The organism is Leeia speluncae (assembly GCF_020564625.1).
GTDB classification, from domain to species: Bacteria; Pseudomonadota; Gammaproteobacteria; order Burkholderiales; family Leeiaceae; genus Leeia; species Leeia speluncae.
Genome location: NZ_JAJBZT010000003.1, coordinates 285035 through 307828, shown reverse-complemented (window position 1 = coordinate 307828; position 22794 = coordinate 285035). Strand labels below are relative to the sequence as shown.

Genomic DNA, 22794 nt, shown 5'->3' with positions numbered 1-22794 from the left:
ACAAAACCCCGATGGGCGGTAAATGCTGCTTACCGTAACATCGGGGTTCTGAGAAGTCGGCGATTAATTACTTGCCAACACTCACGCCTTCAAAGCTGTAGTCACCAAATGGACTAATCTTGAAGCCGTTCACTTCTTTACGCATTGGTTGGTTCACAACAGAGTGAGCGATCGTTGTCCAAGGTAGATCTTTCTTGAACACTTCCTGAGCTTTAGAGTAAAGCGCAGTACGCTCTTTTAGGTCGGTACTCTTACGTGCTTTTAACACGAGTGCATCGAACTCTTTGCTGCAATAACGAGAGTAGTTAGAACCGCCCACTGCTTCACATGTTAGCAATACGCCCAAGAAGTTATCTGGACTAGCGTAGTCACCTGTCCAACCAATCAGACCGGTGTCGTGTTCGCCGTTCTTCATGCGTTTTAGGTACTCGCCCCACTCGTAAGTCGTGATCTTGGCGTTCACTCCAATTTTTGCCCAGTCTGCCTGAATCATTTCAGCCATTAGTTTTGCATTTGGGTTGTATGGACGTTGTACTGGCATTGCCCATAGAGAAATATCAAAACCGTTTGGATAGCCAGCTTTCGCTAACAAGGCTTTTGCTTTTGCAACGTCGTACGGTGCATTTTTCAAAGACTTGTTGTAAGACCATAGAGAAGATGGGAATGGATTCGATGCTTCTTGGCCTTGGCCTTGGTAAACCGCATCGATGATGGCTTTACGGTTGATTGCCATATCCAACGCTTGGCGAACTTCTTTTTTCGCCAATTGTGGTTTTTCGGTGTTGTAAGACACGTAGCCGATGTTAAAGCCAGGTGCTGCAATCACTTTTAGTGCTGGGTCTGTCTTCATCGCCGCCAAATCGCTTGGTTTTGGATAAGACATGATCTGGCACTCGCCAGCCTTCATTTTCTGGTAGCGAACAGATGGGTCTGTGGTGATCGCGAAGATTAGGTTGTCTACCTTCACTGCACCTTTACGCCAGTATTGTTTGTTTGCCACGTAGCGAATTTGTGCATCTTTTTGGTAACGCTTCAAGATGAACGGACCAGTACCAACTGGTTGTTGGTTGATCATGTTCGCTTTGCCTTCTTTCACTAGTTTGTCTGCAAATTCAGCAGACAACACAGAAGCGAATGGCATTGCAATTTTTGCTAGCAAGTCAGCATCTGGGTCTTTCAAAGTGAATTTAACCGTGTTGGCATCCACTTTGGTGACCGCAGTGATATTTGCATCTAGACCGGTGTCAGATGCATACGGAAATTCTGCTGGGTACGCTTTGTTGAAAGGGTAGTTCTTGTCAATCATACGGCTGAAGGTGAAGACCACGTCATCAGCAGTAAAGTCACGAGTTGGTTTGAACCACTCTGTGGTATGGAATTTCACGCCTTTGCGTAGTTTAAAGGTGTATTCCTTGCCATCTGGAGAAACGGTCCACGCTTCTGCCAAACCAGGGATGATTTTGGTAGAGCCGTGTTCGAATTCGACTAGACGGTTAAACATGGCATGGCCTGCCGCGTCAAAGGTTTGTCCGCCAGTGTACTGAGCAGAATCAAAACCTTCAGGGCTACCTTCTGAACAGTAGATCAAAGTGCCGGCCGCAAATGAAGAACTTGCAGCTAAGGTAAAACCAGCAGCTAACAGCAGTTTTTTGGATAAATCCATTGATTGACTCCCTTCCAATTGAGACGAGTTAAGCTTTTGCGTTCAGGTAAGCCTGTTGATTTACCTGTGTAACTCCACATATCGCGGGCAACTGTCCTCTGCAGGTCTTGCAGAGGCAGAAAGCTTTTTATTAATATACTGACCATTTGGTTAAACGAATGCAAGTGTTTGATCTCAAATGATCTATGCCAAATTCTATGATTTGATCAAGCTATCTGTTGAGATAGCTAACAGCGGATTATTTCATAGAAGAATTATCACACCAACTAAAGAAAATTGATGTTCTATTACTGAATGTTATATTCTGTAAAACAGCCCATGTAGAAATGACCAAAAACTATGATTCGTTTTCGACAGATTGAAGCCTTCCGACACTTGATGAGTAGCGGCACCACCGTGGGGGCAGCCAAGCGGATGCACATTACGCAACCGGCGATTAGTCGTCTCATCAATGACTTAGAAGATGACCTCGGCTTTAAGTTGTTTCATCGGGTAAAAGGGAGATTAGAACCCACCACTGCAGGGGTGCGTTTTCATCGTGCGGTAGAAGAAAACTTTCTTGGCTTAGAGCGATTACGCAAAGCGGCGGAGACGATTCGAGAAGATGAGCACGAAGGATTATCGATTGCCTGTATGCCAGTGTTGGCGACGACCTTATTGCCACTTATCTTAAAAGAGTTTTTCAAATTGCAGCCCAATGTGCCGGTAAAAGTAGATTCGATTGGGAACTCCGAATTGCTGGTGCAGTTGCAAGACATGAAGGTAGATGTTGGGATTAGCGCGGAATTTGCTTCGATTGCCGGGATTGAGGTGGAGTCTATTTATGAGACCGATCCACTTTGCGCCTTGCCACCGGGGCATCGCCTGATTGAAAAAGACAAGATTTATCCGGAAGATTTAGCCGACGAAACCATTATTGGTTGGTTACCCGGCAATGCACTCTCTCATGGCGATGAAGACAAAACTTATTTTGGACGTGCAGGCGTGCGCCCAAAGTGCCTGATTCGTACTTATACGTCGCATATTCGCTATGCGATGGTGGCCAGTGGCTTTGGCGTATCGATTGTCGAGCCATTTGCATCTAGTGTGTGGAGAGCGCATGGCGTTGTCGTCAAACCGTATCAGACTGATGTGAAACACCGCTATGTATTAGCCTATCCGAGCGCGGGCAGCCGCTCTGGCGTGTTGCAAGACTTTAGAACAGCGACCTTAATTGTCGCTGAGCAACTTGCCGGAAAACAATGGACGGATTAATTGATTCGGAGGGTTAATCCCCTCCGCCACCTCCTCCGCATCCCCCGCCACAGCTTGATCCTCCGCAGCTAGCACCACCATCTCCGCTATCACTGCTGCTATCTCCGCCACTGTCATTACAACGAGTATCGCTAGAAGACCACCAAATGGAGTCATCTCGGTCGGAGGTGCTAAGAAACGCGCTAGATTCTCCGCTTTGTGAGTTTGACCGATGACGGAAAGCGTTGGCTAGATAATTCGCATCGAACCGTTGTGAATTATCGGTAGCATAAGCAGCGGCCGGATCTAGAAAATAATGAAATCCATCGGCAATTTTTAATTTTGCATCGATCGCAAACAACAACGGCAAACGGCTAGGTTTGCTCGGTAAGATGGCTTCATCGACACAGCAAAAGTACCAGGCTCTTTCTAGTCCTTCATCTAGTGTTTTTTTGTTACTAAGCGCTTTGGCGGGTGTGTGATGCATCATCCCCCCAAAAGCGGCGTTGCACCATTTTTCATAGATGGCCGTGTGAAGAATCAGCTCATGCCAAGCGACATCGACCACTTGTGATGGCATCGAAACAAACTTGCCATTGCTTTGCGAATAGGCGAGAAAAAATTGGCGTAAAGCTTTAATGACTAAGGCGGTATCCGCCTCGGTTAAGGTAGGGTAGGTCGCAGCGACTGCGCGTTTGATCGATAGAGGTAAATGCGCTTCGCGAATAAATTTTCTTCGTAGGCTTTTTTCCCATGCGCGAAGTGCCGGAAACAGTATCGCGGCACACACACAGCCAAGAAATATAGTAAGGCCGCCAATATAAAAACTGACAAGTGGGAAGCCCAACAGGGCAAGCCATTTACCTTTTGAAACGAGCGAAATATGTGTGGGTAATTTCATGTCACTTCATTATTTGAATCGTTAAAACGAAGATAACATAAAAAAAGGAGATATGTTTTCTGCATATCTCCATGTTTGGGTTAAAAGTGAATAAGCGTTAGGCCGCGAAGCGTTGAACCGCCATGGATAAATCATGCGCAGCGCCATGCAAATGCTCTGCCGCTTGTGAAGATTCTTTGGCTGTTTGGTCGTTTTCTTCCGCTAGTTGGGTGATTTTCTCGATGTGTTGTGAAATATCCGAAACGGCACGCTCTTGTTCTAGCACCGCGCGGGTGATCGAATCGACCATCTCGACCACTTGCCTAGAGCTACGATTGATCTTCTGAATCGCATCTCCCGCTTCATTTGCTAATGTGGCGCCAGACATGGCTGTTTCGTTAACCGATTCCATAGAATGCACGAGTGAAGACATATCTACACGGATCGTATCTACCGTCAGGCTAATCTCTTTAGTGGCTTGACCGGTTCGCTCTGCCAAGTTTCGTACTTCATCTGCCACCACAGAGAAACCACGGCCAGACTCTCCTGCACGCGCTGCTTCAATCGCTGCATTTAGCGCTAGTAAATTGGTTTGGTCTGCGATTTCTTTAATCGTGGAAACGATGGCTTCAATTTGTTTAGAGCGTGCTTCAATCGAGCGAACCGAGGTCACCGTATCGCTAACTACATTCGCAATGTTTTGCATGCTGGCAACGGATTGCTCAACCACAACGGCGCCAGCCTCACAAATTTGGCCTGAACTCACTGCTTGCTCATGTGCAGAGTTGGCATTTTGGGCCACATTCCCCACGCTAGCAGACATTTGTTCGATATTGCTCGCCACCGCGGCAGAGATTGCGCTTTGAGCATCGGTAAAGTTTTTTACATGTGCAGCACTTTGTGCCACTTGTTCGGCGGTAGAGGCAACGGTCACCGCGCCCGATTGAATGCCTCCCACCGCTTCATGCAGTTTGGATTGCATGCCTTTGAGTGAATTCAGTAGGCTACTATTTTCTGTGTTGCTAAGCTTAACCGGAACACGCAAGTTACCGGCGGCGATGTGCCGAACAATTTCACGAGCATAGCGTGGGTCGCCGCCTAATAGCGTTCTAATCATTTTCACCAAGAAAACACCAAAGCCAACAATCATCAAACCAATGAGGGTTGTCGCAATAATCAAGGTTATAGTGGACTTCGAAATAGTGGTTCTAGCTAATTCTTCGTTGGTAGCAATTTGCGTCGTTGCAATCGATACCGTTTTATCCACGGCGGCGCGGTGCTGCAAATACGCGGCTTTCATCTTTTCTAATGCTGCATTGGTTTTGTCTGTGTCACCTGCTTTTACCGCCGGAATAAACTCGTCATCTCGAATTTTCATGAAGGTTAGCGCGGGTTGGTAAGACTCGGTCAGCATCGCTTCACGGAGCGCGCCAGCTGGCATTTTATCTACCCAATATTGATGCCGCGTTTGATAGTCGCTAGTGAGCGTTTGCATTTTCTTTTCAAAGGCGGGTAGCTCGGCAGGTTTTGCTCTTGCCATTTCTAAAGCGGTTAACCAGGATTCAATCAGGTATTCTGGCGGCGGCAAAATATCTGCAATCAGATCTTTATCATCGACTACCTTGCTATAGATTGGGCCATTTACTTTTACTTCGTTCAGGATCGCCTGAGAAAGCGTGCCGATCAGCGCAATACCAATGACAACTGCTGCAATTAAAAGAGTAATTTGTTGTGAGACACTCGACTCTTTGATCCGGCGAATCGGATTAAAGAAAGAGAAGATATTTCGACGGCGCAACTTCCCATTTTTGATCGTGTAGGTGGTCTCTCCCGCTTGAAGTGAGCGGTAAATAGGCTCTACTTTAGCAATTTCTTCTGCGGTTGCCGCCGTTCTAGCTGACGTAAAGCCTGTAATGACACCATGATCCTCAATTGGCGAGACAAAGGCATGTACCCAATAATGATCGCCGTTTTTACAACGGTTTTTCATTAACCCATCCCATGGCGTGCCATTTTTTAGTGATTGCCATAAATCTGCAAAGCACGCTTCTGGCATGTCTGGATGACGAATCAGATTGTGGTTTTGCCCAATCAGCTCGCTATCGATGTAGCCACTCGCTTTGCAGAAATCATCATTTGCATACGTGATGATTCCGGCTGTGTTGGTTTGCGTGATATAGGCAACACCCGGTGTTAATTGAACCGATTTACCTGTGATGGGTTGGTTATTTCGCATGCGAGCTCTCTAATAGGGGGATCTAACAGATATCGATCTATATGAGCGCTGCATTCTATTGATGAATATTGACAAGAAAATGAAGCAAAAATGATAGATTTAATATCGTATACAATCCTAGAGAGTGCCCCCAAAATGCGTCAACCGTACAAGGTTGATTCTTATCAAATGTAAGTGGGTTCTTAACGAGTTTTAACGCAATTGATTGCTGAATACGCTGATTTGTAAGGAGAGCTCGTTGACGAACCATCGGGCTGCCGCTGTGCGCTATTAGCCGACAGCCTAATCGGGGTTAAGGTGCGGGTTGGCGCGCAAACGGGCCACTATCCAATCAATAAAGCTTCTCACCTTTGCGGACTCCTGGCGCGGCTCTCTGTGAACGATATGCACCGGTAACGGGGGAGCTTTCTGCTGCCGGTAAAAGGATCGCTAACTGGCCATCCATTCTGAAGGAAACTGAATATTGAAATTGTTAATTCAGTTACAACGACCTCAATCAGAAAGGACACACGACATTAGCATGTGCCATCTTATAATTCTGCTAACCATTGGCCCAGAGGACGTAGGGGGATCTATAGCTGATGTGGTGGGATTTTCATCTCGATTCTACCGTCTCTATGCAATTCAAGAGTAATATTCAATTCAGCATTATTATCTAGAACCGCTTTTGCTTGGTAATTCCCCGTGGATACTTCTTTACCCAATATGACAGACTTGCAGCTTCTGCCTGTATGCGTTTGTTCTGATAGTCCTTGTGTAACCATGTTACATGCCGTTCTCTCTAGATAATGTTTTTTAGCCTGCAAATAGGCAAGGCCAGAAGCTAGCAGTAAAGATAGGCACCATATCCAGAAGTGCTTTCTACCTTGGTTAGATGCTCTTGCTCGTTTCCACAAATAAACAGGTGGCAGTAGATATACCCATACAAATGACGGTGGAGTATAGCCAGCAGCTCTTATCTGTTTAGCGTCAAGAATGCACAAAATAATCCAAATAATCCAATATTCAAAAGTTAAATGAATTTGAAAAAAATATTCAATAGTCATGCCTGATAGTGGTACGAGTACCATTAACCAAGCATAAATGTTGAATAGTTTTACGGTTTGTAATCCATCGTCATTGCCAGAATTCTTGACACCATTGGTAGATGACGCACATGACGGGCACGAGGAAGCATTACTACTGAAATGATCTAGTTTTTTTCCACACGTTGGGCAAAACGAAAACTGCATTACCTACTCCGTCTACAATTGATTAGTATATTTTCATAATCAATTATCATATACGAATTTTGTAAAAGAGAAAGCCCAAAACTAGGGCAATAATAAAACAAAAGGATTTGCATGGCAGATACAGAAACTTTTCCCACCACTTTTGGTATTCGCCAGACCATTTGGTCACATAGACCAAAAGAGGTGCCCTCGGTTACTTCTTTTGCGCTCAGATTGCACGAAACTTCGGTTGTGTCATCTGTCTACTCATCGTTTGTGATAGACGCTATCTGTAATGACAATAATCGCGTTTGTTCTTCCCAATACGCACCTTCTGTGAACCATGGAAATGCAGCGGGAAAGGCCGGGTCTTCCCAGCGATTACATAGCCATGCGCTGTGATGTAGCATGCGCAGCGTTCGGAGTGGCTCGATCAATTTGACTTCTCGCCAATCGAACTCGCAAAAGTCTTCGTAGCCGATTAATAAATCAGTTAATTGATTGCGCTGTTCATCAATATCGCCGGACACGAGCATCCATAAGTCCTGAATGGCGGGTCCCATTCGGCTATCGTCAAAGTCGACAAAGTGTGGTCCATTATCTGTCCACAGTACGTTGGATGGGTGGCAATCTCCATGCAAGCGCAAAGAATCAAGTGTCCCTAGTGAGTCAAAAATGGATTTGCAAGCGGCTAGGGCGCTTTGTGCGGTTTGCTCCCAATTGCTTTGCAAATGCGCAGGGACAAAGCCGGATCGCAAGATATTGGCAATGGCGTCTTCACCAAACGTCGTGGTGTTTAGCTGAGGGCGATGGGCGAAAGGTTGCTGTTTACCTACGGCGTGAATCCGGCCTAAAAAGCGACCCAGCCATAGCCTTGTTTCTGCGATGTCTAATTCAGGTGGGCGACCGCCTTTTCGCTCAAACAACGTCACGCGATGCCCATGAATGTGATGCAGCGTTTCGCCGTTTTTATTTTTAATTGGCGCCACCACGGGGATTTCTGCTTCTGCCATTTGAAGCAAAAATTGGTGTTCTTCTAGAATGGCTTCATCCGTCCAGCGATTAGGGCGATAAAACTTGGCAATCAGTGGTTTTTCTTCCTCAATGCCGACCTGATACACCCGATTTTCAAAGCTATTAAGCGCCAACAGACGACCATCAGTACGAAAACCAATGTCGTCAATCGCATCTAAGATAAAATCTGGCGTCAGGTTGTAATAAGGCTTGTTCTGATGGTCCATGGACGGCTTTCGGTTGTATTGCCTGCTATTGTACGCGACAAGCGATGCCTTCGCTGCGCTCCCGCGTTTTCTCTCCTTGGCGTAAAATGCGGCTGAAAAGGAGAGAATGCATGCGTGTGTTATTACAGCGGGTATCGGAAGCGGCCGTTCGTGTAGACGGGCAAGTAACGGGTGAAATTGGTCAAGGTTTGTTGTTATTGGTCGGGATTATCGAAGGTGACGATACGACCGATATGGACTGGGTGATTCGTAAACTACTGAATCTTCGTATTTTTGAAGATGAACAAGGTGTGATGAATCGCTCTGTATTGGAAACCGGAGGGGATGTTTTGGCGGTGAGCCAATTTACCCTTTTTGCGAGTACCAAAAAAGGAAATCGCCCGTCTTGGAGTAAAGCAGCCCCCCCAACCATCTCTAAGCCATTGTTTGATGCATTTGTAGATTTGCTATCTAACACACTTGGAAAACCAGTGCCTACTGGCGTGTTTGGGGCGGATATGAAAGTGTCGCTCATTAATGATGGCCCGGTTACGCTGATGCTTGATTCGAAAAATCCAGAATAACTATGCCTGCCTCAGATAAAGAGACCGCTAAATATTTGCAGCTAGTCGCAACGATTGGGCTGCAAATTCAGCAGGGCGTATTAAAGGCCGGCGATGCATTATTATCTGTTCGGGCGGCAAGAAAAGCCTATCAGTTAAGCCCTTCCACCATTATGCAAGCCTATTACCTTTTGGAAAGCCAAGGGGTGATCGAGGCGCGCCCTCGGTCGGGGTACTACGTTTGCCAAACGAGACCCAGAAAACTAGCTTCACCTTCCGTGACCACGCCGGTGAATACGGCAAGCGAGCTAACGGTTAGTGACTTTATCTTTCAGATATTGGACTCTGTCCGTGATCCCTCCTTTGTGCCATTGGGGTCTAGCTTTCCAGATCCTGCTAGCTATCCACTTTCGCAGCTGGGGCGGTTTTTGTCTAAGGCCGCCAAACAGTTAACCCCATCGGACACATTGCAGCATCTTTCGCCCGGCTATGACGCCTTACGCCGACAAATTGCATTGCGCTATTTGCGATTAGGCGCAACCGTTTCTTTAGATGAAATTGTGGTGGTTTCTGGTGCAATGGAAGGCATTTCGATTGCTTTGCAAGCGGTAACCAAACCGGGTGACCTGGTGGCGATCGAGTCCCCTGCATTTTATGGTGGCTTACAGGCGATAGAACGCTTGGGGTTAAAAGCAATTGAGGTGCCGACAGACCCTGAAACAGGCGTTAGCATCGAGGCACTTGCCAATGTATTGGCCGAGCACCCTGTTAAAGCGTGTCTGTTTATGTTGAATCATCAGAATCCCATGGGTGGGGTGGTGCCTAAACCTGCGCGACAAGCCTTATTACAATTGCTAGCGCAATATGATTTGCCGCTCATCGAAGATGACGTGTATGCCGAGCTTTATCATCCAAATACCACGCCGATTTGCACAAAAGCAGACGATGACGCCCATCGGGTGATTCATGTCGGATCATTTGCGAAGTCTCTCGCACCCGGGTATCGATTGGGCTGGGTGGCGGCAGGGCGCTATGCAGAAGCCATTCGGCGCATCAAATTAGCTAGCAGCATTTCCACTAGCTTACCAATACAAATGGCCATTGCGGATTATTTGGAGACCGGAAATTATGATCGGCATTTACGCCAGCTGCGCGCCACTTTTTTCCAAAATTATCTACGCTTAATTGAGGCAATTGCCACTCATTTCCCTGTTGGTACAAAAGTCTCTATGCCAACAGGTGGTTACTTTTTATGGGTGGAGTTACCAGATGACATATTGGCACTCTCCTTGTATGAGCGTGCGTTAGCGGCAGGGATTAGTATCGCGCCTGGCCCAATCTTTTCAGTCGATGGCAGTTATCGGCATTGCATTCGATTGAATTTTGCGTATGTCGATGAAGCGATTGAACACCATATCGCGCAGCTAGCGGTGCTAATGTCCGCGTAGGCACTTCTCCTTCACCCTTGATTTAACACAATTAAATTCATCTGTTATGGTTTATTTTCATTAATTCTGAAACTGTTATGGTTGGCTGGTTTCCTTTACCTTTCTGTTATTCATTGGTAAAGGACGCATCATGCAGGCGAAGCCCATACAGTTTTATCGTAAAAGCGAGGGAATCTACCCAAAAGTAGTCAAGGGACGTTTCTACTTTTGGCGATGGTCACTTGTGTTGCTAACGCAACTAATTTACTTCTGTACCCCTTGGTTAAACTGGGATGGCCGGCAAGCTATTCGATTTGATATTCCAGAAGGTCGCCTTTATCTGTTTGACCTTATCTTGTGGCCGCAAGATGCGTTAGTGATGGCATTTATTCTTATCTTCTGTGCCATTGGTCTCTTTTGGGTAACCGCTATTGCAGGGCGTCTCTTCTGTGGTTTTGCCTGTCCGCAAACCGTTTATACCAATTTATTTATGGCGATCGAACGCTTTTGCGAAGGGGATCACCTTGCTCGCCGTAAGCTAGACGGGCAAGCGTGGAGCGCCAATAAGGTCGTACGCAAAGGGAGCAAGCATCTGATCTGGATTGGGTTCTCAATTGCAGCGGGTTTGACGTTTGTTGGGTACTTCTCTCCCATCCGAACCTTGCCCATGCAACTACTTCACCTTGAGACGGGGCCTTGGGAAAGTTTCTGGTTTATTTTCTATGCTGCTTTTATGTATGTGCAGGCAGGGCTAGCAAGAGAGGCGGTTTGCCAGCATATGTGCCCGTACTCTCGTTTTCAGGGGGTGATGGTCGACGCGCAAACAAAAACGGTAGCTTACGATGCATTACGTGGCGAGCCACGTGGGGCGCATCGGCAGGATGCCGATCATAAACCCCAGGGCAGTTGTGTGGATTGTGGAATCTGCGTGCAAGTCTGCCCGGTGGGTATCGATATTCGCCAGGGCTTACAGTATCAGTGTATTAATTGCGGATTATGTATTGATGCCTGTGATCAAGTCATGGCGAAAACCAAGCAACCGCTTGGCCTGATTCGCTTTGAATCCGAGCGAGGATTCGCGTGGAAAGGCCAGGCGGCGAAACTTTCTCGCCCACGGCTGTATGTGTATGGCGGTTTAATGCTCTCGATGGTCATCGCTTCTGTGGTGTTTTTTCTTCAGCGAGAACCCGTGGAAGTGGATTTGGTGCGTGATCGTGGATTATTGGCCAGAGAGAATAATCAAGGGCAAATTGAAAACGCTTATTTGCTGCGCTTAAGCAATATGCAGCAAGTGCCGGTGACGTATCGCTTGTCTATTCAGTCGCCTGTAGCGCTTAGTATTTTGGGATCAAATACAGTGACTGCGTTACCGGGAGAGGTGGTAACGAAAACCATGACCATTGTTGGGGAGGTAGATGCGCTCAAGAAAGGGGTGGTTCACTTCACGCTAGAAGCCAATACGCAGCAAAAGGCCGTTCGGCATGGCAAGACAGAAAGTACATTTATTACCCCGTAAATGCATTGGTTTCTGAATTAATCCATTGGCATGCGTCAAAAAGGCTGTGGTAGTATGCAGCTTGCATGCCGATAGAATAATTCTGTGAGAACAACAATGCCGCTAATTGCAAAACCGCTAACAAAAATCAGTTTGGGCTTGATGCTTTGCGCATCTGCATTCACTGTCATCGCGAGAGAATACCCCGCCTTAAAAGAAGTGGGGGCAGGAAAAAATAGCTACCAATTCGTGCTTAAAGACCCTGTCACGAACAAGGCACTACCAAATACCCGCTACCGCTTGTTTGCGTATGAAACACCAATTAAAGGTGTCGAAAATTATCCAGAAACCAATGTGGGCGTGGTCTACGGCACCACAGATGCGAATGGTAAAACCGCAAAAGTTAAAGTGGCAAAAAAAGTGGCAAGCCGAGACTGGGTACTAAACCGTGTGGTAGGTAAAGGAAGTAAAGGCGAAGCGTTTTATATGCCTGCCGCAAATGCAGATTACGCAATTGATGTAGACGGTAGCTTGGTTTATTGCGGTAAGGCAGATGCGAATGGTAATACCGATTTTCTTACTGTGAATGGCGATCACCGTCTGGACAGTTATGAATTAGACCCGCTAAGCGAAGCTGATTTGGCATTTTGCCAGCAAAACTTAACGGCGATGGATGCATTTCCTGCTGATGTGACCCCCGCACAAAGTTTTGATGCGTTAGCTAGCCTTTATCGCCCAGTGGCTGATCAACTCAGTAAAGGGCTTGTGAAGATTGTCTCGACGAAGTTGTTGGCATTATCGATCGCGACAAAAGATGAAGGCAAAGTCGCTTATGCAGTGGAAGAACGTTTGAAGGAAGGGAATGACGCTGATATTTTGAATAATATTGGTTACGACCTAATCGATGGCAATATGCTCGTTGAAAAAGGGTTGGCGCTAGTAGATAAAGCGCTGGAACAACGGCCTGATGACTTTTACGCGCAAGACAGTAAAGGTTGGGCGTTGTTTAAATTGGGTAAAACCCAAGATGCCTTGGTTTGGCTGAAGAAATCTTATGACACCTACAATAAGACGGATGGCAATGATACCGCCGCATTGATCGAGAACTTAGCGCATCTAGCGGAAGTGCAGTATCAATTAGGTAATAAAGAAGAAGCCACCAAGTTGCTACATAAAGGATATGAGCAAGATCCATCTAGTACGCTGATTGCTGACACGGCCAAACGATTAAATATTTCATTGGAAGATGCAGAAGTGCCGGTGATTGCCGAGCCTCCTCCTGCAATCTAATTGCTATTCAAGTTTGTGCGAAAAGCCGCTGATTATTCAGCGGTTTTTTTTATGCTGTTCATCAATTTTATTTTGGCTTAATCTGTCCTATTGTTATCTTAACTAGGTCTCTTTTCTTTGATGCTTCTTGTCTAAACTAACACTCATTCTGGTTGCTTGAAAACAAGGAGTAAAAGATGAAGGTTGGCATCTTTGTATTTGATGGTGTTGAGGTCCTCGATTTTGCAGGGCCATTTGAAGTATTTACTACTGCTAATCGCGTAGCGAAGAAGCTTCAGGTCAGTGAGGGGAATCTCTTTGATGTCGGTTTGATTGGCCTCTCGAAGGAATTTGTTACGGCTAGAGCGGGTTTAAAAATTTGGCCGGATATGTCTCTGTCTGACGTTGCTGTATTAGATGTTTTGCTGGTGCCGGGCGGGGTAGTTGATGCGTGTGTTAAAGATGCGGAGCTGATTGGCTGGATTCGACAGCAGTCAGCGCAAGTGCCGCTCATTGCATCGATTTGTACGGGGGCTTTTGTGTTAGCAGAAGCCGGGCTACTGAATGGCAAAAGCGCAACGACACATTGGGAAGATATTCCCGATCTTACTGCGCAATACCCGTTGATATCTGTGCAGTCGAATGTGAGATGGGTAGATGAAGGGGCGCTCGTGACTTCTGCTGGTATTTCAGCCGGGATTGATATGTCTTTGCACCTAATTGAGCGGTTGGTTGGCCGGCAACTTGCGTTGGCAACGGCTAAACAACTGGAGTTTGATTGGACTGAAAACGCATAAAAATTATCAATGACCGTGTTTAAACCAATCAAGAATGGAGTTAACTAGATGAGCCCAAAAACCGCCGTGTTGGTGATTGATGTACAAGATTCATTTTTTCATCGTCCTTATTATGAAGCAGACCAACTGCCTGTATTTCAGGAAAAACTAACGAAGTTATTAGCAGGTGCTGCAAGCAAGAATATACCGATTCTGCATGTGTTTCATGTCGAGTCAGAAGGGCATTTTTCGATTGAAAGTGGTCTAGTCAAACCAATGGATTGGTTGCCTGATAATGCCGCTGCCGTATTTTATAAACACGTCCATAACGCGTTTACCGAAACAAGACTTCAAGCATGGCTGATTCAAGAGGGGATTACCCGCTTAGTGATTACCGGTATTCGAACAGAGCAGTGTTGTGAAACGACCACTCGGGTGGCCTGTGATTTAGGTTTTGAAGTGTTGTTTGCAAGCGAAGCGACCATGACATTTAGCATGGCGCATGCGAATGGGCGGGTTTATCGGCCATCTGAAATCCGGGAGAGAACGGAGTTAGTGTTAGATGGCCGATTCGCCCAAGTCGTAACCGTAGAGGAAACTTTGGCAATGCTCTAAAAAGAGGCGGGGTTATCGAAGGGTGACTCCTCTTTTTGATAGGGTTCGGTCGCTATTTAGCTGGCTACTCATGCGTTGAAGTGGCTTACGTTTGCGAGTTTGTTTTTTTAACTCGGCATCTGCTAATAAAGCCGCTTCATCTGCTGAAAACTCTAGCGATAAAAAGGTATTGATCAGTTGCTGGCGGTGAGAGAGTGGCATGGAGAGAGTCCCTTCTGATCATCAAAAATCACACAAGATGACGAATTGACTGCTGGGCACGATGCCGGTTCCTGCGTTGCTTAGGTTTTTACAGTTCAGTGTCATGAGTAACAATTTGGTAACACTTTTCTAAATTTCAAGAGGAAAATTTCGCTGTCAATGTAATTGAACCGGTACAGTTGGTTTGAATTGTCTGCGACTGTACCTGTGAGGTTTTCTTGCTTCGATGCATCTTGTATACAATCGATCGTTTGCTTCTCTGTAAAGAGGCAACCTAAGCCTGACGTATAAAGCCATCTTATTTCACTAAGTGATTTTGTAAATGGCAAGTAGGAAAAGACGATAGCGCAATAACACTTTAGCTAGGGGACGAAGATGGCCATACGCCATTTAATGTTAGCGTTAATGATTGTGGTGGTGTGGGGCGTAAACTTTGTCATTATCAAGTTTGGCCTGCATAACGTGCCGCCACTTTTACTCGGTGCATTACGCTTTTTAGCCGCTGCATTGCCGGCGATTTTCTTTGTGCCACGTCCTAAAGTGCCGCTATCTCTCTACCTAGCGTATGGGTTAACCATTTCTGTTGGTCAATTTGGCTTTATGTTTTCCGCTATTTATGTCGGCATGCCAACGGGGTTAACCTCGGTTGTCTTACAGTCCCAGGCCTTTTTTACGCTCATCCTTTCTGCCATGTGGTTAAAAGAACACTGGCACAGCAATCAATTAATTGGTTTGTTGCTTGCAGCGGGCGGTTTGATGCTGATTGGTTTATCGCACGGCGTGTCGATGCCAATTCTTGGCTTCTTGCTCACGCTGGCTGGTGCGTTGATGTGGGCGACTGGCAATATTGTGACCCGCTTCGTCGCCAGAGTCGGCAACGTGAATATGTTCGCCTTTGTGGTGTGGGCTAGCTTAGTACCGCCCATCCCGTTTTTCCTGCTTTCTCTTTTATTGGAAGGCCCGCAGAAAATTGCAGCGGCATTCCATGGTTTTGATGGGGTTAGCCTAGGTGCAGTGCTGTATTTGGCTTGGGTTGCTACCTTGTTGGGCTATGGTAGTTGGAGCAAATTGCTCGCTATTTATCCCGCCAATAAAGTCGCTCCGTTTAGTTTGTTAGTGCCTGTCGTTGGCTTGCTAACTGCATGGCTGGTGTTAAACGAACAATTGTCATCACTGCAATGGGCGGGTTGTGGGCTATTGATGCTAGGCCTACTCGTCAATGTGTTTGGTGGCGTGTGGTGGAGAAAGTGGCGCGCTGCGAAGGAGGTGGTTAATGTCGCCTGAGCAATTACCAGAAATCCCGGTTTATATTGTTGTCACGCCGGGCTTCATGATGTTGGATCTAGCTGGGCCTGCAGAGGCCTTTCGCCTTGCGCGCCAATTTGGCGGACCTTTCCGTATGCAATTAGTTGGTCCAGAAGAAAAGGTGGCTAGTTCTCTAGGACTGCCGGTGTGTGATTTAAAACCGCTACCAGATAATGTGCCAGATCATGCCTTGGTGGTGATTTCTGGCGTTGAAAACTCTGCCGAAATGTACCAGTTGCCAGCAGCAGAAGAAGTAGTGAAGTGGTTGGTGGCGCAACGAAATGGCGAACACTACTTAGCAACGATATGTTCGGCCGCCCAGTTGGCGGCAAGAGCGGGTTTATTAGATGGCAAGCGTTGCACAACGCACCATACGATTATCGATCGATTAAAGAAAATGGCGCCAGAAGCCAAAGTGGAAGACGACCGCGTATTTGTCGAAGATGGACGATTCTTTAGTAGTGCGGGTGTTACCGCTGGGATTGATTTAGCACTTTATCTCATCGAAAAACTAGCTGGTGCAGCACTTGCTCAGCAAGTGGCGAGGGAAATGGTGGTGTATTTGCGCCGAAGTGGGCATGACCCTCAGTTATCGCCTTGGCTAGAAGGCCGTAACCACATGCATCCTGCGATTCATAAAGTGCAAGATGCCATTAGCCAATTCCCTGATCGTCATTGGTCGCTGAATGATTTAGCCGATATTGCCTGTATGAGCGTCAGAAACCTTAGTCGCTTATTTAAACAACACGTGGGTGATAGCGTGCTCGATTATCAGCAACGCCTGCGCGTGGCGTATGCAAGACAATTGATTCAAGCGACGAATGTGCCAATTGAACGAGTGGCTGAAAAATCGGGTTTTGCTTCAGCAAGAGATTTTAGACGGGTTTGGGCAAAGTTCGAACCATTGCCGCCGGCCTTGGTAAGGCAACAGATGATGGAAGCGGTTTGATTCGCTTCTTAGTGATCTCACTCAAAACAAAAAGCCGGGATGCTCCGGCTTTTTGTTTTTGGTGAACAAGCGATTGCCGTTAAACAATCCCACTGCCAGATGCATTTTTACTGGCTGGGCGTTCTTCTGCTTTTTGCTGGCGGTAGCCAGACTCTCGGTAACAATTAATCATATCAATTGCACCGCCGCTACGGAATCTTGCCATGTCTAGGATGGGTGTGACATCGGTTTGGAACGCACGACGCAAGGTGCGTGCGGCCATCATCACATCATTGCTTGCTTGGTAAGCGGCTAACTGATCACGATCAACCAATGAGGCTTGTACAAAGGCTCTTTGTACTTCAATTGCGCTGCCCATTAAGCTTTCGATTGGATCGGTCACATTATGTGATTGATCTAGCATGTAAGCTGGGTTGAAGCTGCTGCCTTCACGGATTTCAGCATCCACTAGTTCATTAAAGATGAGGAAGAGTTGGAATGGATTGATACTGCCGGAATCCAAATCGTCGTCACCGTATTTGCTATCGTTAAAGTGGAAGCCGGCGAGTTTGCCAAACTGTACTAAACGCGCCACGATCATCTCGATATTGGTGTTGGGTGCATGGTGCCCCAAGTCTACCAAGCACTTGGCCTTGTCGCCTAGTTGCTGCGCACAAGCAAAGCTAGTGCCCCAGTCTGCAATCACGGTGGTGTAGAACGCAGGTTCGAACAATTTGTGCTCCAAGAACACTTGCCAATCGTCGGGCAGCGCTTGGTAGATTTGTTTTAGGCTATCTAGGTAGCGTTCTAGTGCACCGCGTAGGTTGAGTTGCCCCGGGAAGTTGCCACCATCACCCACCCATACGGTCAAAGCTTTGGAGCCCAATGCCTTGCCAAGTTCGATACATTCGATATTGTGAGCCACTGCCAAATCGCGAACCGCTGCGCTTTGGTTGGTTAGGCTACCAAATTTGTAAGATTCTGCTTGATTTGGCTGATTTTGGAAGGTGTTGGAGTTTACCGCGTCAAAACCCAGTTTCCAGCTATCTGCATGTTGTTTTAGCTCTTTGGCATCACTGACTTTATCCCATGGAAAATGAAGAGATACCGTTGGTGTTGCTTGGCTTAGCTGGTTTACTGTGCCGCAGTCATCTAGTTTCTCGAACACGTTACGTGGCTCGCCAACTCCTGGGAAGCGGGCAAAGCGCGTGCCGCCGGTGCCAGCGCCCCAGCTTGGTGTTGCTACCGCAAAGCCTTGCGCACGTAAGGTTAGGGCTTCGATATCTACGCCGTTTCGGGCGAGTTTACTACCGAGTGCATCAAAGTCTGATTGCAGGTCTGCAACACGAGATTGGTTGTGTGACTGTACAAAGTCATCTGAAATTCGGAAGGTCATGCTATTTGTCTCCTCGGTGACCGTGTGAAACGATCACCTATTTTTTCTATTTGGTATGACTTAGCGAGTAAATGCGCCAGCGTTTCCTGCATCTACATTGAGTATGTTGCCGGTCGATTTGTTCGACTTATCACTCGCAAAAAAGTAGACCGCTTCGGCAATATCTTCCGGGAAGACACTGCGTTTTAGCATGCTGCGCTGACGGTAAAACTCTTCTAGGTTGTCTTCGCTAATTTTGTTGGCTTCGGCGCGTTCTTCTTTCCATTTGCCGTTCCAGATACGCGAACCACGAATCACCGCGTCTGGGTTCACCACGTTCACGCGAATCTGATGTGGGGCACCTTCTAGTGCCAAGCAACGTGCCAAATGAACTTCGGCTGCTTTGGCGGTGCAATAAGCCGATGCGCCGCCAGAGGCAACCAAACCATTTTTACTGGCGACAAACACCATGTTGCCACCAATGCCTTGTTGCAACATGATTTGGTAGGCTGATCGGCTAACCAAGAAATACCCAGTGGCCAGAACGGAGAGATTTTTCTCCCACAAGGCGAGGGTGGTTTCTTCAAATGGCGCCGCAGAGGCAATGCCAGCGTTAGACACCAGAATATCTAGGCCGCCAAAATCAACCATCGCGGATTTGAGCGATTCAATCACAGCCGTTTCGTTTGTGACATCGACTTGCACGCTACTGACGACATCTTTACCAAACTTTGCAACCAGCTCTTGTTTTGCTTCCGTAAGCGCATTTTGATCAACATCGCTCAATACAACGCAAGCGCCTTCGCTAAGTAGTTGGCTAGCCACTGCTCTACCAATGCCGCCAGCGCCACCAGTGACCAAGGCAACGCGACCTGCCAAGCTTTTTGGTTTTGGCATGCGTTGTAGTTTGGCTTCTTCTAATAACCAGTATTCAATATCAAATGCTTCTTGCTCAGGTAGCCCAACGTAAGTATCTACACCTGCCGCACCACGCATCACATTGATTGCATTTACATAGAATTCACCCGCAATCCTCGCGGTGGCTTTGTCTTTCGCGAAGGTCAGCATGCCAACACCAGGGATCAAATACACAACGGCATTCGCATCGCGCATTGCTGGGCTATTGGCTCGTTTGCAGCGATTGTAATACGCCGCGTAATCTTGCCGATACGCTTCTAGTGCATCGTCTAGGGTGGCAATGAGCGCGTCTACATCTGGAGCGCTCGGGTCTAGTTCTAGAATTAACGGACGAATCTTGGTGCGCAAGAAGTGATCAGGGCAAGAGGTGCCAAGTGCTGCTAGCGGGCGAAGATCTTTACTGGTCACAAATTCCAGCACTTCTTTGCTGTCATTAAAGTGGCCTACTTTGTAGCTACCGCCTTGGCTGATTTTGCCTCGTAGCGCGGGGGTTAGTTTGGCGACAATTTCACGGCGATCGGCTTCGGGTAGGGTTGGTAATACTTGCCCGCCAAAGGCTGGTGCGGTGTTGTTGCTGGCTAACCATGCTGATGCTTTTTGAATGATACGAACGGTCGTTTCATAACAAGATTTCGCCGTATCGCCCCATGTAAATAAGCCGTGACCTTCTAATACAATACCCACCAATTTCGGATTATTGCGGGCGACTTGTTCTAGTTTTAAGCCTAGATCGTAGCCTGGGCGCTGCCAAGCTAGCCAACCCAATTCGCCACCAAAGATGCTTTCCGTTAGTTGCTTGCTGTTTTTGCTAGCCGCAATTGCAATTAGCGCATCTGGATGCATGTGATCAACGTGCGCATGTGGAATATAAGCATGTAAAGGGGTGTCGATACTGGCTGCACGTGGGTTTAAGTTAAATGTGCAGTGTGGTAAGAAACCGACCATTTCATCTTCGTGCTCAAGTCCGCGATAACGGTTTTTGAGCGCGTTGAGTTTATCCATATAAAGCGTGGAAAAACCATCTAGCTTAATGCTGCCTAAGTCACCACCAGAACCTTTAACCCATAGCACTTCGGCGCGCGCACCGGTGAGCGGGTCTTCCATCTGGATTTTAGCCGACGTATTGCCGCCGCCAAAGTTAGTAATACGTAGGTCTTCGCCTAACAGGTTTGAACGATAAAGTAACAACTCTGGTTCGCTTAGCGTAGCGGCCTCTTGATCATCCCAACGTGAAAGGATGCTATCAGGGTGCGGTGCGTTCATGTGTAACAGGTCTCCAATGGTGAATATCTAACAGACAGCTCTGCTGGCAGTCTTGTGGATGTCGGGCTGATATAACCTGCGTATCCCGTCACCGTAGCAGTGCAATCAAAAATCAGTTGATGGCGGATTTTGATGCTTGTTTGCGTTTTACTAAGTTACTGATCAGAAAAATCAGTGTCAATCAATTAATGATCAATGTTATGATTAAAAGTGATTCAATCACAAAGTTGATTGATTGTTTGTTGACAACTTTATCTGCGCTTGAATAGTCTGTATTACGCAGGAGACACAGCAATGCTGAATAATAAAAGACGTAAAAACCTACTAAAGGTACTGGCTGAAAAACAACGTGCGACCGTTGATCAATTGGTGAAATGGCTCAATGCCTCGCCAGCAACGGTTCGTCGTGATATTAGCTGGCTGGCCGAGAGAAACCTGTTGGTTAGAACCCGTGGTGGTGTAGAGTTTTTGGCGCCCAAAGAGGCTAGTATTCCTCTGGCAGGCGCAACCTTCCAGCATAACCTGACGCAGTTTACCGCCGAAAAAAGAGCCATTGCTCAACGTGCGGCTAGCCTATGTCAGGACGGTGAATGCATCATCATTAACGGTGGAACCACCACCTACATGATGGGCGATTTTCTGACTGAACGACACTTGAAAATTTTGACCAATTCGTTCCTGATGGCGGAACGTTTGCTCACGAATAGTCAAAATGAAATCATTGTGCCCGGTGGTCAGATATACCGTGAACAGAACGTCATCCTTAGCCCATTTGATAGCGATATCACGCAACATCACTATGCTTCCAAGATTTTTATGGGCGCATGTGCGGTGTCTCAGGTTGGGTTATTGGAAAGCGATCCGCTGTTAATCCAGGCAGAAAAGAAATTGCTTAGTCAGGCAGATGAACTCATTTTACTGGCAGATAGCAGCAAATTTAGCAAAAAAGCCGGCTTAATCTTGTGTACGTTAGAACAACTAGATTATGTGATTACCGATGACAAAATCAGTGATCAATCCGTCAATATGCTAGAAGCGGCTGGCGTCAAAGTATTGGTGGAGTCGATCGATACGGATTAAGCAGCTTTCTATTTCACGTGTTTTACAAATACATATCCAATTATATAAAAGAGGGGTAGACACATGAAGTTGAAGAAAATCCTGGTTGTAGCAACCTCAGCAGCGTTGATGATCATGCAAGGATCAGTATTTGCTGCTGAAAAGGTAAAAATCGCCATGGTTGTAAAAAGCCTAGGTAATGGTTTTTTTGACGCGGCAAATGAAGGTGGCAAAGAGGCCGCTAAAGCATTGGGAGATGTTGATTTTATCTACACCGGCCCAACTACACCGACCGCAGAAGGTCAAATCGAGGTGATTAACTCGCTGATTAGCCAAAAAGTAAATGCGTTAGTGATTTCTGCGAACGATGCGAGCGCGCTAGTACCAATTGCCAAGCGTGCCATGCAACGTGGCATTAAAGTGATTTCATTTGATAGCGGCATTGCAAAAGATGGCCGCCAACTACAATTGAATCCATCGAATGCAGAGTTAATCGGCGTGAAACAGCTGCAAATGGCATCTGCAGCGATTGGTGGACAAGGTGAAATTGCGATTTTATCTGCAACCGCACAAGCCACTAACCAAAACATTTGGATTGGTGAGATGAAAAAAGGGCTACAAAAGCCTGAGTTCTCCAAAATGAAATTGGTTGCCACCGTGTATGGTGATGACCAATCAGACAAGAGCTACCGTGAAGCCATTGGCTTATTGCGTAGCCATCCAAATCTAAAAGCGATTATTGCACCAACGACCGTTGGCATTAATGCAGCAGCCAAAGCGGTGGCAGACGAAAAACTGATCGGTAAAGTATTTGTGACCGGTTTGGGATTGCCATCAGAAATGGCCGGCCATGTGAAAACGGGCGCAGTGAAAAGCTTTGCGATCTGGAACCCAATCGATCTAGGTTACTCGGCAACCTATATTGCGCATGAGTTTGTCAAAGGCAAAGCAACCGGCAAAGCGGGCGAAACGCTTAACGTTGGCCGTATGGGCAAAATTAAAGTCGATGGCAATGGTGAAGCCGCCATGGCCGCGCCATTCACTTACGATAGCAGCAACGTAGACAAATTCTCCAAAGTATTCTGATTTTTTACCGTAACGGATAATCAATCGTACAGCGTCTGCTAACCCTAAAGGGTTGGCAGGTAGCTGCACAG

At 46.9% G+C, this 22794-nt stretch carries 19 protein-coding genes; 11 read left to right on the top strand and 8 right to left on the bottom strand.

The genetic code is table 11. From position 1 onward, the window contains the following. Positions 1-67 precede the first annotated feature (67 nt). Positions 68-1663, bottom strand: coding sequence for an ABC transporter substrate-binding protein (locus tag LIN78_RS07370; protein WP_227180055.1), 1596 nt, complete (start codon positions 1661-1663; stop codon positions 68-70). 339 nt (positions 1664-2002) lie between these two features. Here LIN78_RS07370 and LIN78_RS07365 point away from each other — a divergent pair, with 339 nt between their 5' ends. Then, positions 2003-2917, top strand: a complete 915-nt coding sequence (locus tag LIN78_RS07365; RefSeq protein WP_227180053.1) for a LysR substrate-binding domain-containing protein — start codon at positions 2003-2005, stop codon at positions 2915-2917. Between the two features lie 13 nt (positions 2918-2930). On the opposite strand, the gene LIN78_RS07360 is transcribed toward LIN78_RS07365, so the two are convergent. From LIN78_RS07360 to LIN78_RS07345, 4 genes are all read right to left on the bottom strand, one after another. Then, entirely contained in the window at positions 2931-3797 is an 867-nt protein-coding gene (locus LIN78_RS07360) for a glycine-rich domain-containing protein (RefSeq protein ID WP_227180052.1), read from the bottom strand. 97 nt (positions 3798-3894) lie between these two features. After that, positions 3895-6012, bottom strand: coding sequence for a methyl-accepting chemotaxis protein (locus LIN78_RS07355; protein WP_227180050.1), 2118 nt, complete (start codon positions 6010-6012; stop codon positions 3895-3897). 572 nt (positions 6013-6584) lie between these two features. Next, positions 6585-7244: a hypothetical protein gene (locus LIN78_RS07350; RefSeq protein WP_227180048.1), complete on the bottom strand. Its 660-nt coding sequence runs from the start codon at positions 7242-7244 to the stop codon at positions 6585-6587. 242 nt (positions 7245-7486) lie between these two features. Further along, entirely contained in the window at positions 7487-8464 is a 978-nt protein-coding gene (locus LIN78_RS07345) for a serine/threonine protein kinase (RefSeq protein WP_227180046.1), read from the bottom strand. 110 nt (positions 8465-8574) lie between these two features. On the opposite strand from LIN78_RS07345, the gene dtd reads away from it, so the two are divergent. The 6 genes from dtd (at position 8575) to LIN78_RS07315 (ending at position 14588) form a co-directional block, all read left to right on the top strand. Then, positions 8575-9027 carry a D-aminoacyl-tRNA deacylase gene (dtd, locus tag LIN78_RS07340; protein WP_227180043.1) on the top strand — a complete coding sequence of 151 codons (453 nt, stop codon included), beginning with the start codon at positions 8575-8577 and terminating at the stop codon, positions 9025-9027. A gap of 2 nt (positions 9028-9029) precedes the next feature. After that, entirely contained in the window at positions 9030-10454 is a 1425-nt protein-coding gene (locus tag LIN78_RS07335; RefSeq protein WP_227180041.1) for an aminotransferase-like domain-containing protein, read from the top strand. A 130-nt stretch (positions 10455-10584) separates the two neighbouring features. Then, complete coding sequence (gene ccoG, locus LIN78_RS07330) at positions 10585-11949, top strand: cytochrome c oxidase accessory protein CcoG (protein WP_227180039.1); 1365 nt, start codon at positions 10585-10587, stop codon at positions 11947-11949. 96 nt (positions 11950-12045) lie between these two features. Further along, a complete protein-coding gene (locus LIN78_RS07325) occupies positions 12046-13218 on the top strand; it encodes a tetratricopeptide repeat protein (protein WP_227180037.1) in 1173 nt (390 codons plus the stop codon). Between the two features lie 176 nt (positions 13219-13394). Next, on the top strand, positions 13395-13994 hold the full coding sequence (locus tag LIN78_RS07320) for a DJ-1/PfpI family protein (RefSeq protein WP_227180035.1): 600 nt from the start codon (positions 13395-13397) through the stop codon (positions 13992-13994). Positions 13995-14042: 48 nt separating this feature from the next. Next, a complete protein-coding gene (locus tag LIN78_RS07315) occupies positions 14043-14588 on the top strand; it encodes a cysteine hydrolase family protein (RefSeq protein WP_227180032.1) in 546 nt (181 codons plus the stop codon). Positions 14589-14600: 12 nt separating this feature from the next. Here LIN78_RS07315 and LIN78_RS07310 read toward each other — a convergent pair whose 3' ends face one another. Then, the gene (locus tag LIN78_RS07310) at positions 14601-14789 is read right to left on the bottom strand and encodes a hypothetical protein (RefSeq protein WP_227180030.1); all 189 of its coding nucleotides are present in this window, start codon (positions 14787-14789) and stop codon (positions 14601-14603) included. A 375-nt stretch (positions 14790-15164) separates the two neighbouring features. Between LIN78_RS07310 and LIN78_RS07305 the strand changes: the two genes are divergently transcribed. Then, positions 15165-16073 (top strand): EamA family transporter, encoded by a 909-nt coding sequence (locus LIN78_RS07305; RefSeq protein WP_227180028.1) that lies wholly within the window; start codon positions 15165-15167, stop codon positions 16071-16073. Further along, positions 16063-17043, top strand: a complete 981-nt coding sequence (locus tag LIN78_RS07300; protein ID WP_227180026.1) for a GlxA family transcriptional regulator — start codon at positions 16063-16065, stop codon at positions 17041-17043. Before LIN78_RS07305 ends, LIN78_RS07300 begins: the two co-directional genes overlap by 11 nt. A 79-nt stretch (positions 17044-17122) precedes the next feature. On the opposite strand, the gene rhaI is transcribed toward LIN78_RS07300, so the two are convergent. Continuing rightward, positions 17123-18418, bottom strand: coding sequence for an L-rhamnose catabolism isomerase (rhaI, locus tag LIN78_RS07295; protein ID WP_227180024.1), 1296 nt, complete (start codon positions 18416-18418; stop codon positions 17123-17125). A gap of 60 nt (positions 18419-18478) precedes the next feature. Continuing rightward, entirely contained in the window at positions 18479-20578 is a 2100-nt protein-coding gene (locus LIN78_RS07290; RefSeq protein WP_227180022.1) for a bifunctional rhamnulose-1-phosphate aldolase/short-chain dehydrogenase, read from the bottom strand. 294 nt (positions 20579-20872) lie between these two features. Between LIN78_RS07290 and LIN78_RS07285 the strand changes: the two genes are divergently transcribed. Both LIN78_RS07285 and rhaS read left to right on the top strand, forming a co-directional pair. Beyond that, entirely contained in the window at positions 20873-21658 is a 786-nt protein-coding gene (locus tag LIN78_RS07285; protein ID WP_227180020.1) for a DeoR/GlpR family DNA-binding transcription regulator, read from the top strand. A gap of 63 nt (positions 21659-21721) precedes the next feature. Continuing rightward, positions 21722-22723 carry a rhamnose ABC transporter substrate-binding protein gene (gene rhaS / locus LIN78_RS07280; RefSeq protein WP_227180018.1) on the top strand — a complete coding sequence of 334 codons (1002 nt, stop codon included), beginning with the start codon at positions 21722-21724 and terminating at the stop codon, positions 22721-22723. The last annotated feature ends 71 nt before the right edge of the window (positions 22724-22794 follow it).

What these genes read in the sequence shown, in the direction of transcription:
- LIN78_RS07285 (WP_227180020.1), top strand. Translation starts at nt 20,873, where the DNA reads ATGCTGAATAATAAAAGACGTAAAAACCTACTAAAGGTACTGGCTGAA.
- LIN78_RS07315 (WP_227180032.1), top strand. Translation starts at nt 14,043, where the DNA reads ATGAGCCCAAAAACCGCCGTGTTGGTGATTGATGTACAAGATTCATTT.
- LIN78_RS07305 (WP_227180028.1), top strand. Translation starts at nt 15,165, where the DNA reads ATGGCCATACGCCATTTAATGTTAGCGTTAATGATTGTGGTGGTGTGG.
- rhaS (WP_227180018.1), top strand. Translation starts at nt 21,722, where the DNA reads ATGAAGTTGAAGAAAATCCTGGTTGTAGCAACCTCAGCAGCGTTGATG.
- LIN78_RS07310 (WP_227180030.1), bottom strand. Translation starts at nt 14,789, where the DNA reads ATGCCACTCTCTCACCGCCAGCAACTGATCAATACCTTTTTATCGCTA.
- rhaI (WP_227180024.1), bottom strand. Translation starts at nt 18,418, where the DNA reads ATGACCTTCCGAATTTCAGATGACTTTGTACAGTCACACAACCAATCT.
- LIN78_RS07290 (WP_227180022.1), bottom strand. Translation starts at nt 20,578, where the DNA reads ATGAACGCACCGCACCCTGATAGCATCCTTTCACGTTGGGATGATCAA.
- LIN78_RS07360 (WP_227180052.1), bottom strand. Translation starts at nt 3,797, where the DNA reads ATGAAATTACCCACACATATTTCGCTCGTTTCAAAAGGTAAATGGCTT.
- ccoG (WP_227180039.1), top strand. Translation starts at nt 10,585, where the DNA reads ATGCAGGCGAAGCCCATACAGTTTTATCGTAAAAGCGAGGGAATCTAC.
- LIN78_RS07370 (WP_227180055.1), bottom strand. Translation starts at nt 1,663, where the DNA reads ATGGATTTATCCAAAAAACTGCTGTTAGCTGCTGGTTTTACCTTAGCT.
- LIN78_RS07320 (WP_227180035.1), top strand. Translation starts at nt 13,395, where the DNA reads ATGAAGGTTGGCATCTTTGTATTTGATGGTGTTGAGGTCCTCGATTTT.
- LIN78_RS07345 (WP_227180046.1), bottom strand. Translation starts at nt 8,464, where the DNA reads ATGGACCATCAGAACAAGCCTTATTACAACCTGACGCCAGATTTTATC.
- LIN78_RS07325 (WP_227180037.1), top strand. Translation starts at nt 12,046, where the DNA reads ATGCCGCTAATTGCAAAACCGCTAACAAAAATCAGTTTGGGCTTGATG.
- LIN78_RS07355 (WP_227180050.1), bottom strand. Translation starts at nt 6,012, where the DNA reads ATGCGAAATAACCAACCCATCACAGGTAAATCGGTTCAATTAACACCG.
- LIN78_RS07350 (WP_227180048.1), bottom strand. Translation starts at nt 7,244, where the DNA reads ATGCAGTTTTCGTTTTGCCCAACGTGTGGAAAAAAACTAGATCATTTC.
- LIN78_RS07335 (WP_227180041.1), top strand. Translation starts at nt 9,030, where the DNA reads ATGCCTGCCTCAGATAAAGAGACCGCTAAATATTTGCAGCTAGTCGCA.
- LIN78_RS07365 (WP_227180053.1), top strand. Translation starts at nt 2,003, where the DNA reads ATGATTCGTTTTCGACAGATTGAAGCCTTCCGACACTTGATGAGTAGC.
- dtd (WP_227180043.1), top strand. Translation starts at nt 8,575, where the DNA reads ATGCGTGTGTTATTACAGCGGGTATCGGAAGCGGCCGTTCGTGTAGAC.
- LIN78_RS07300 (WP_227180026.1), top strand. Translation starts at nt 16,063, where the DNA reads ATGTCGCCTGAGCAATTACCAGAAATCCCGGTTTATATTGTTGTCACG.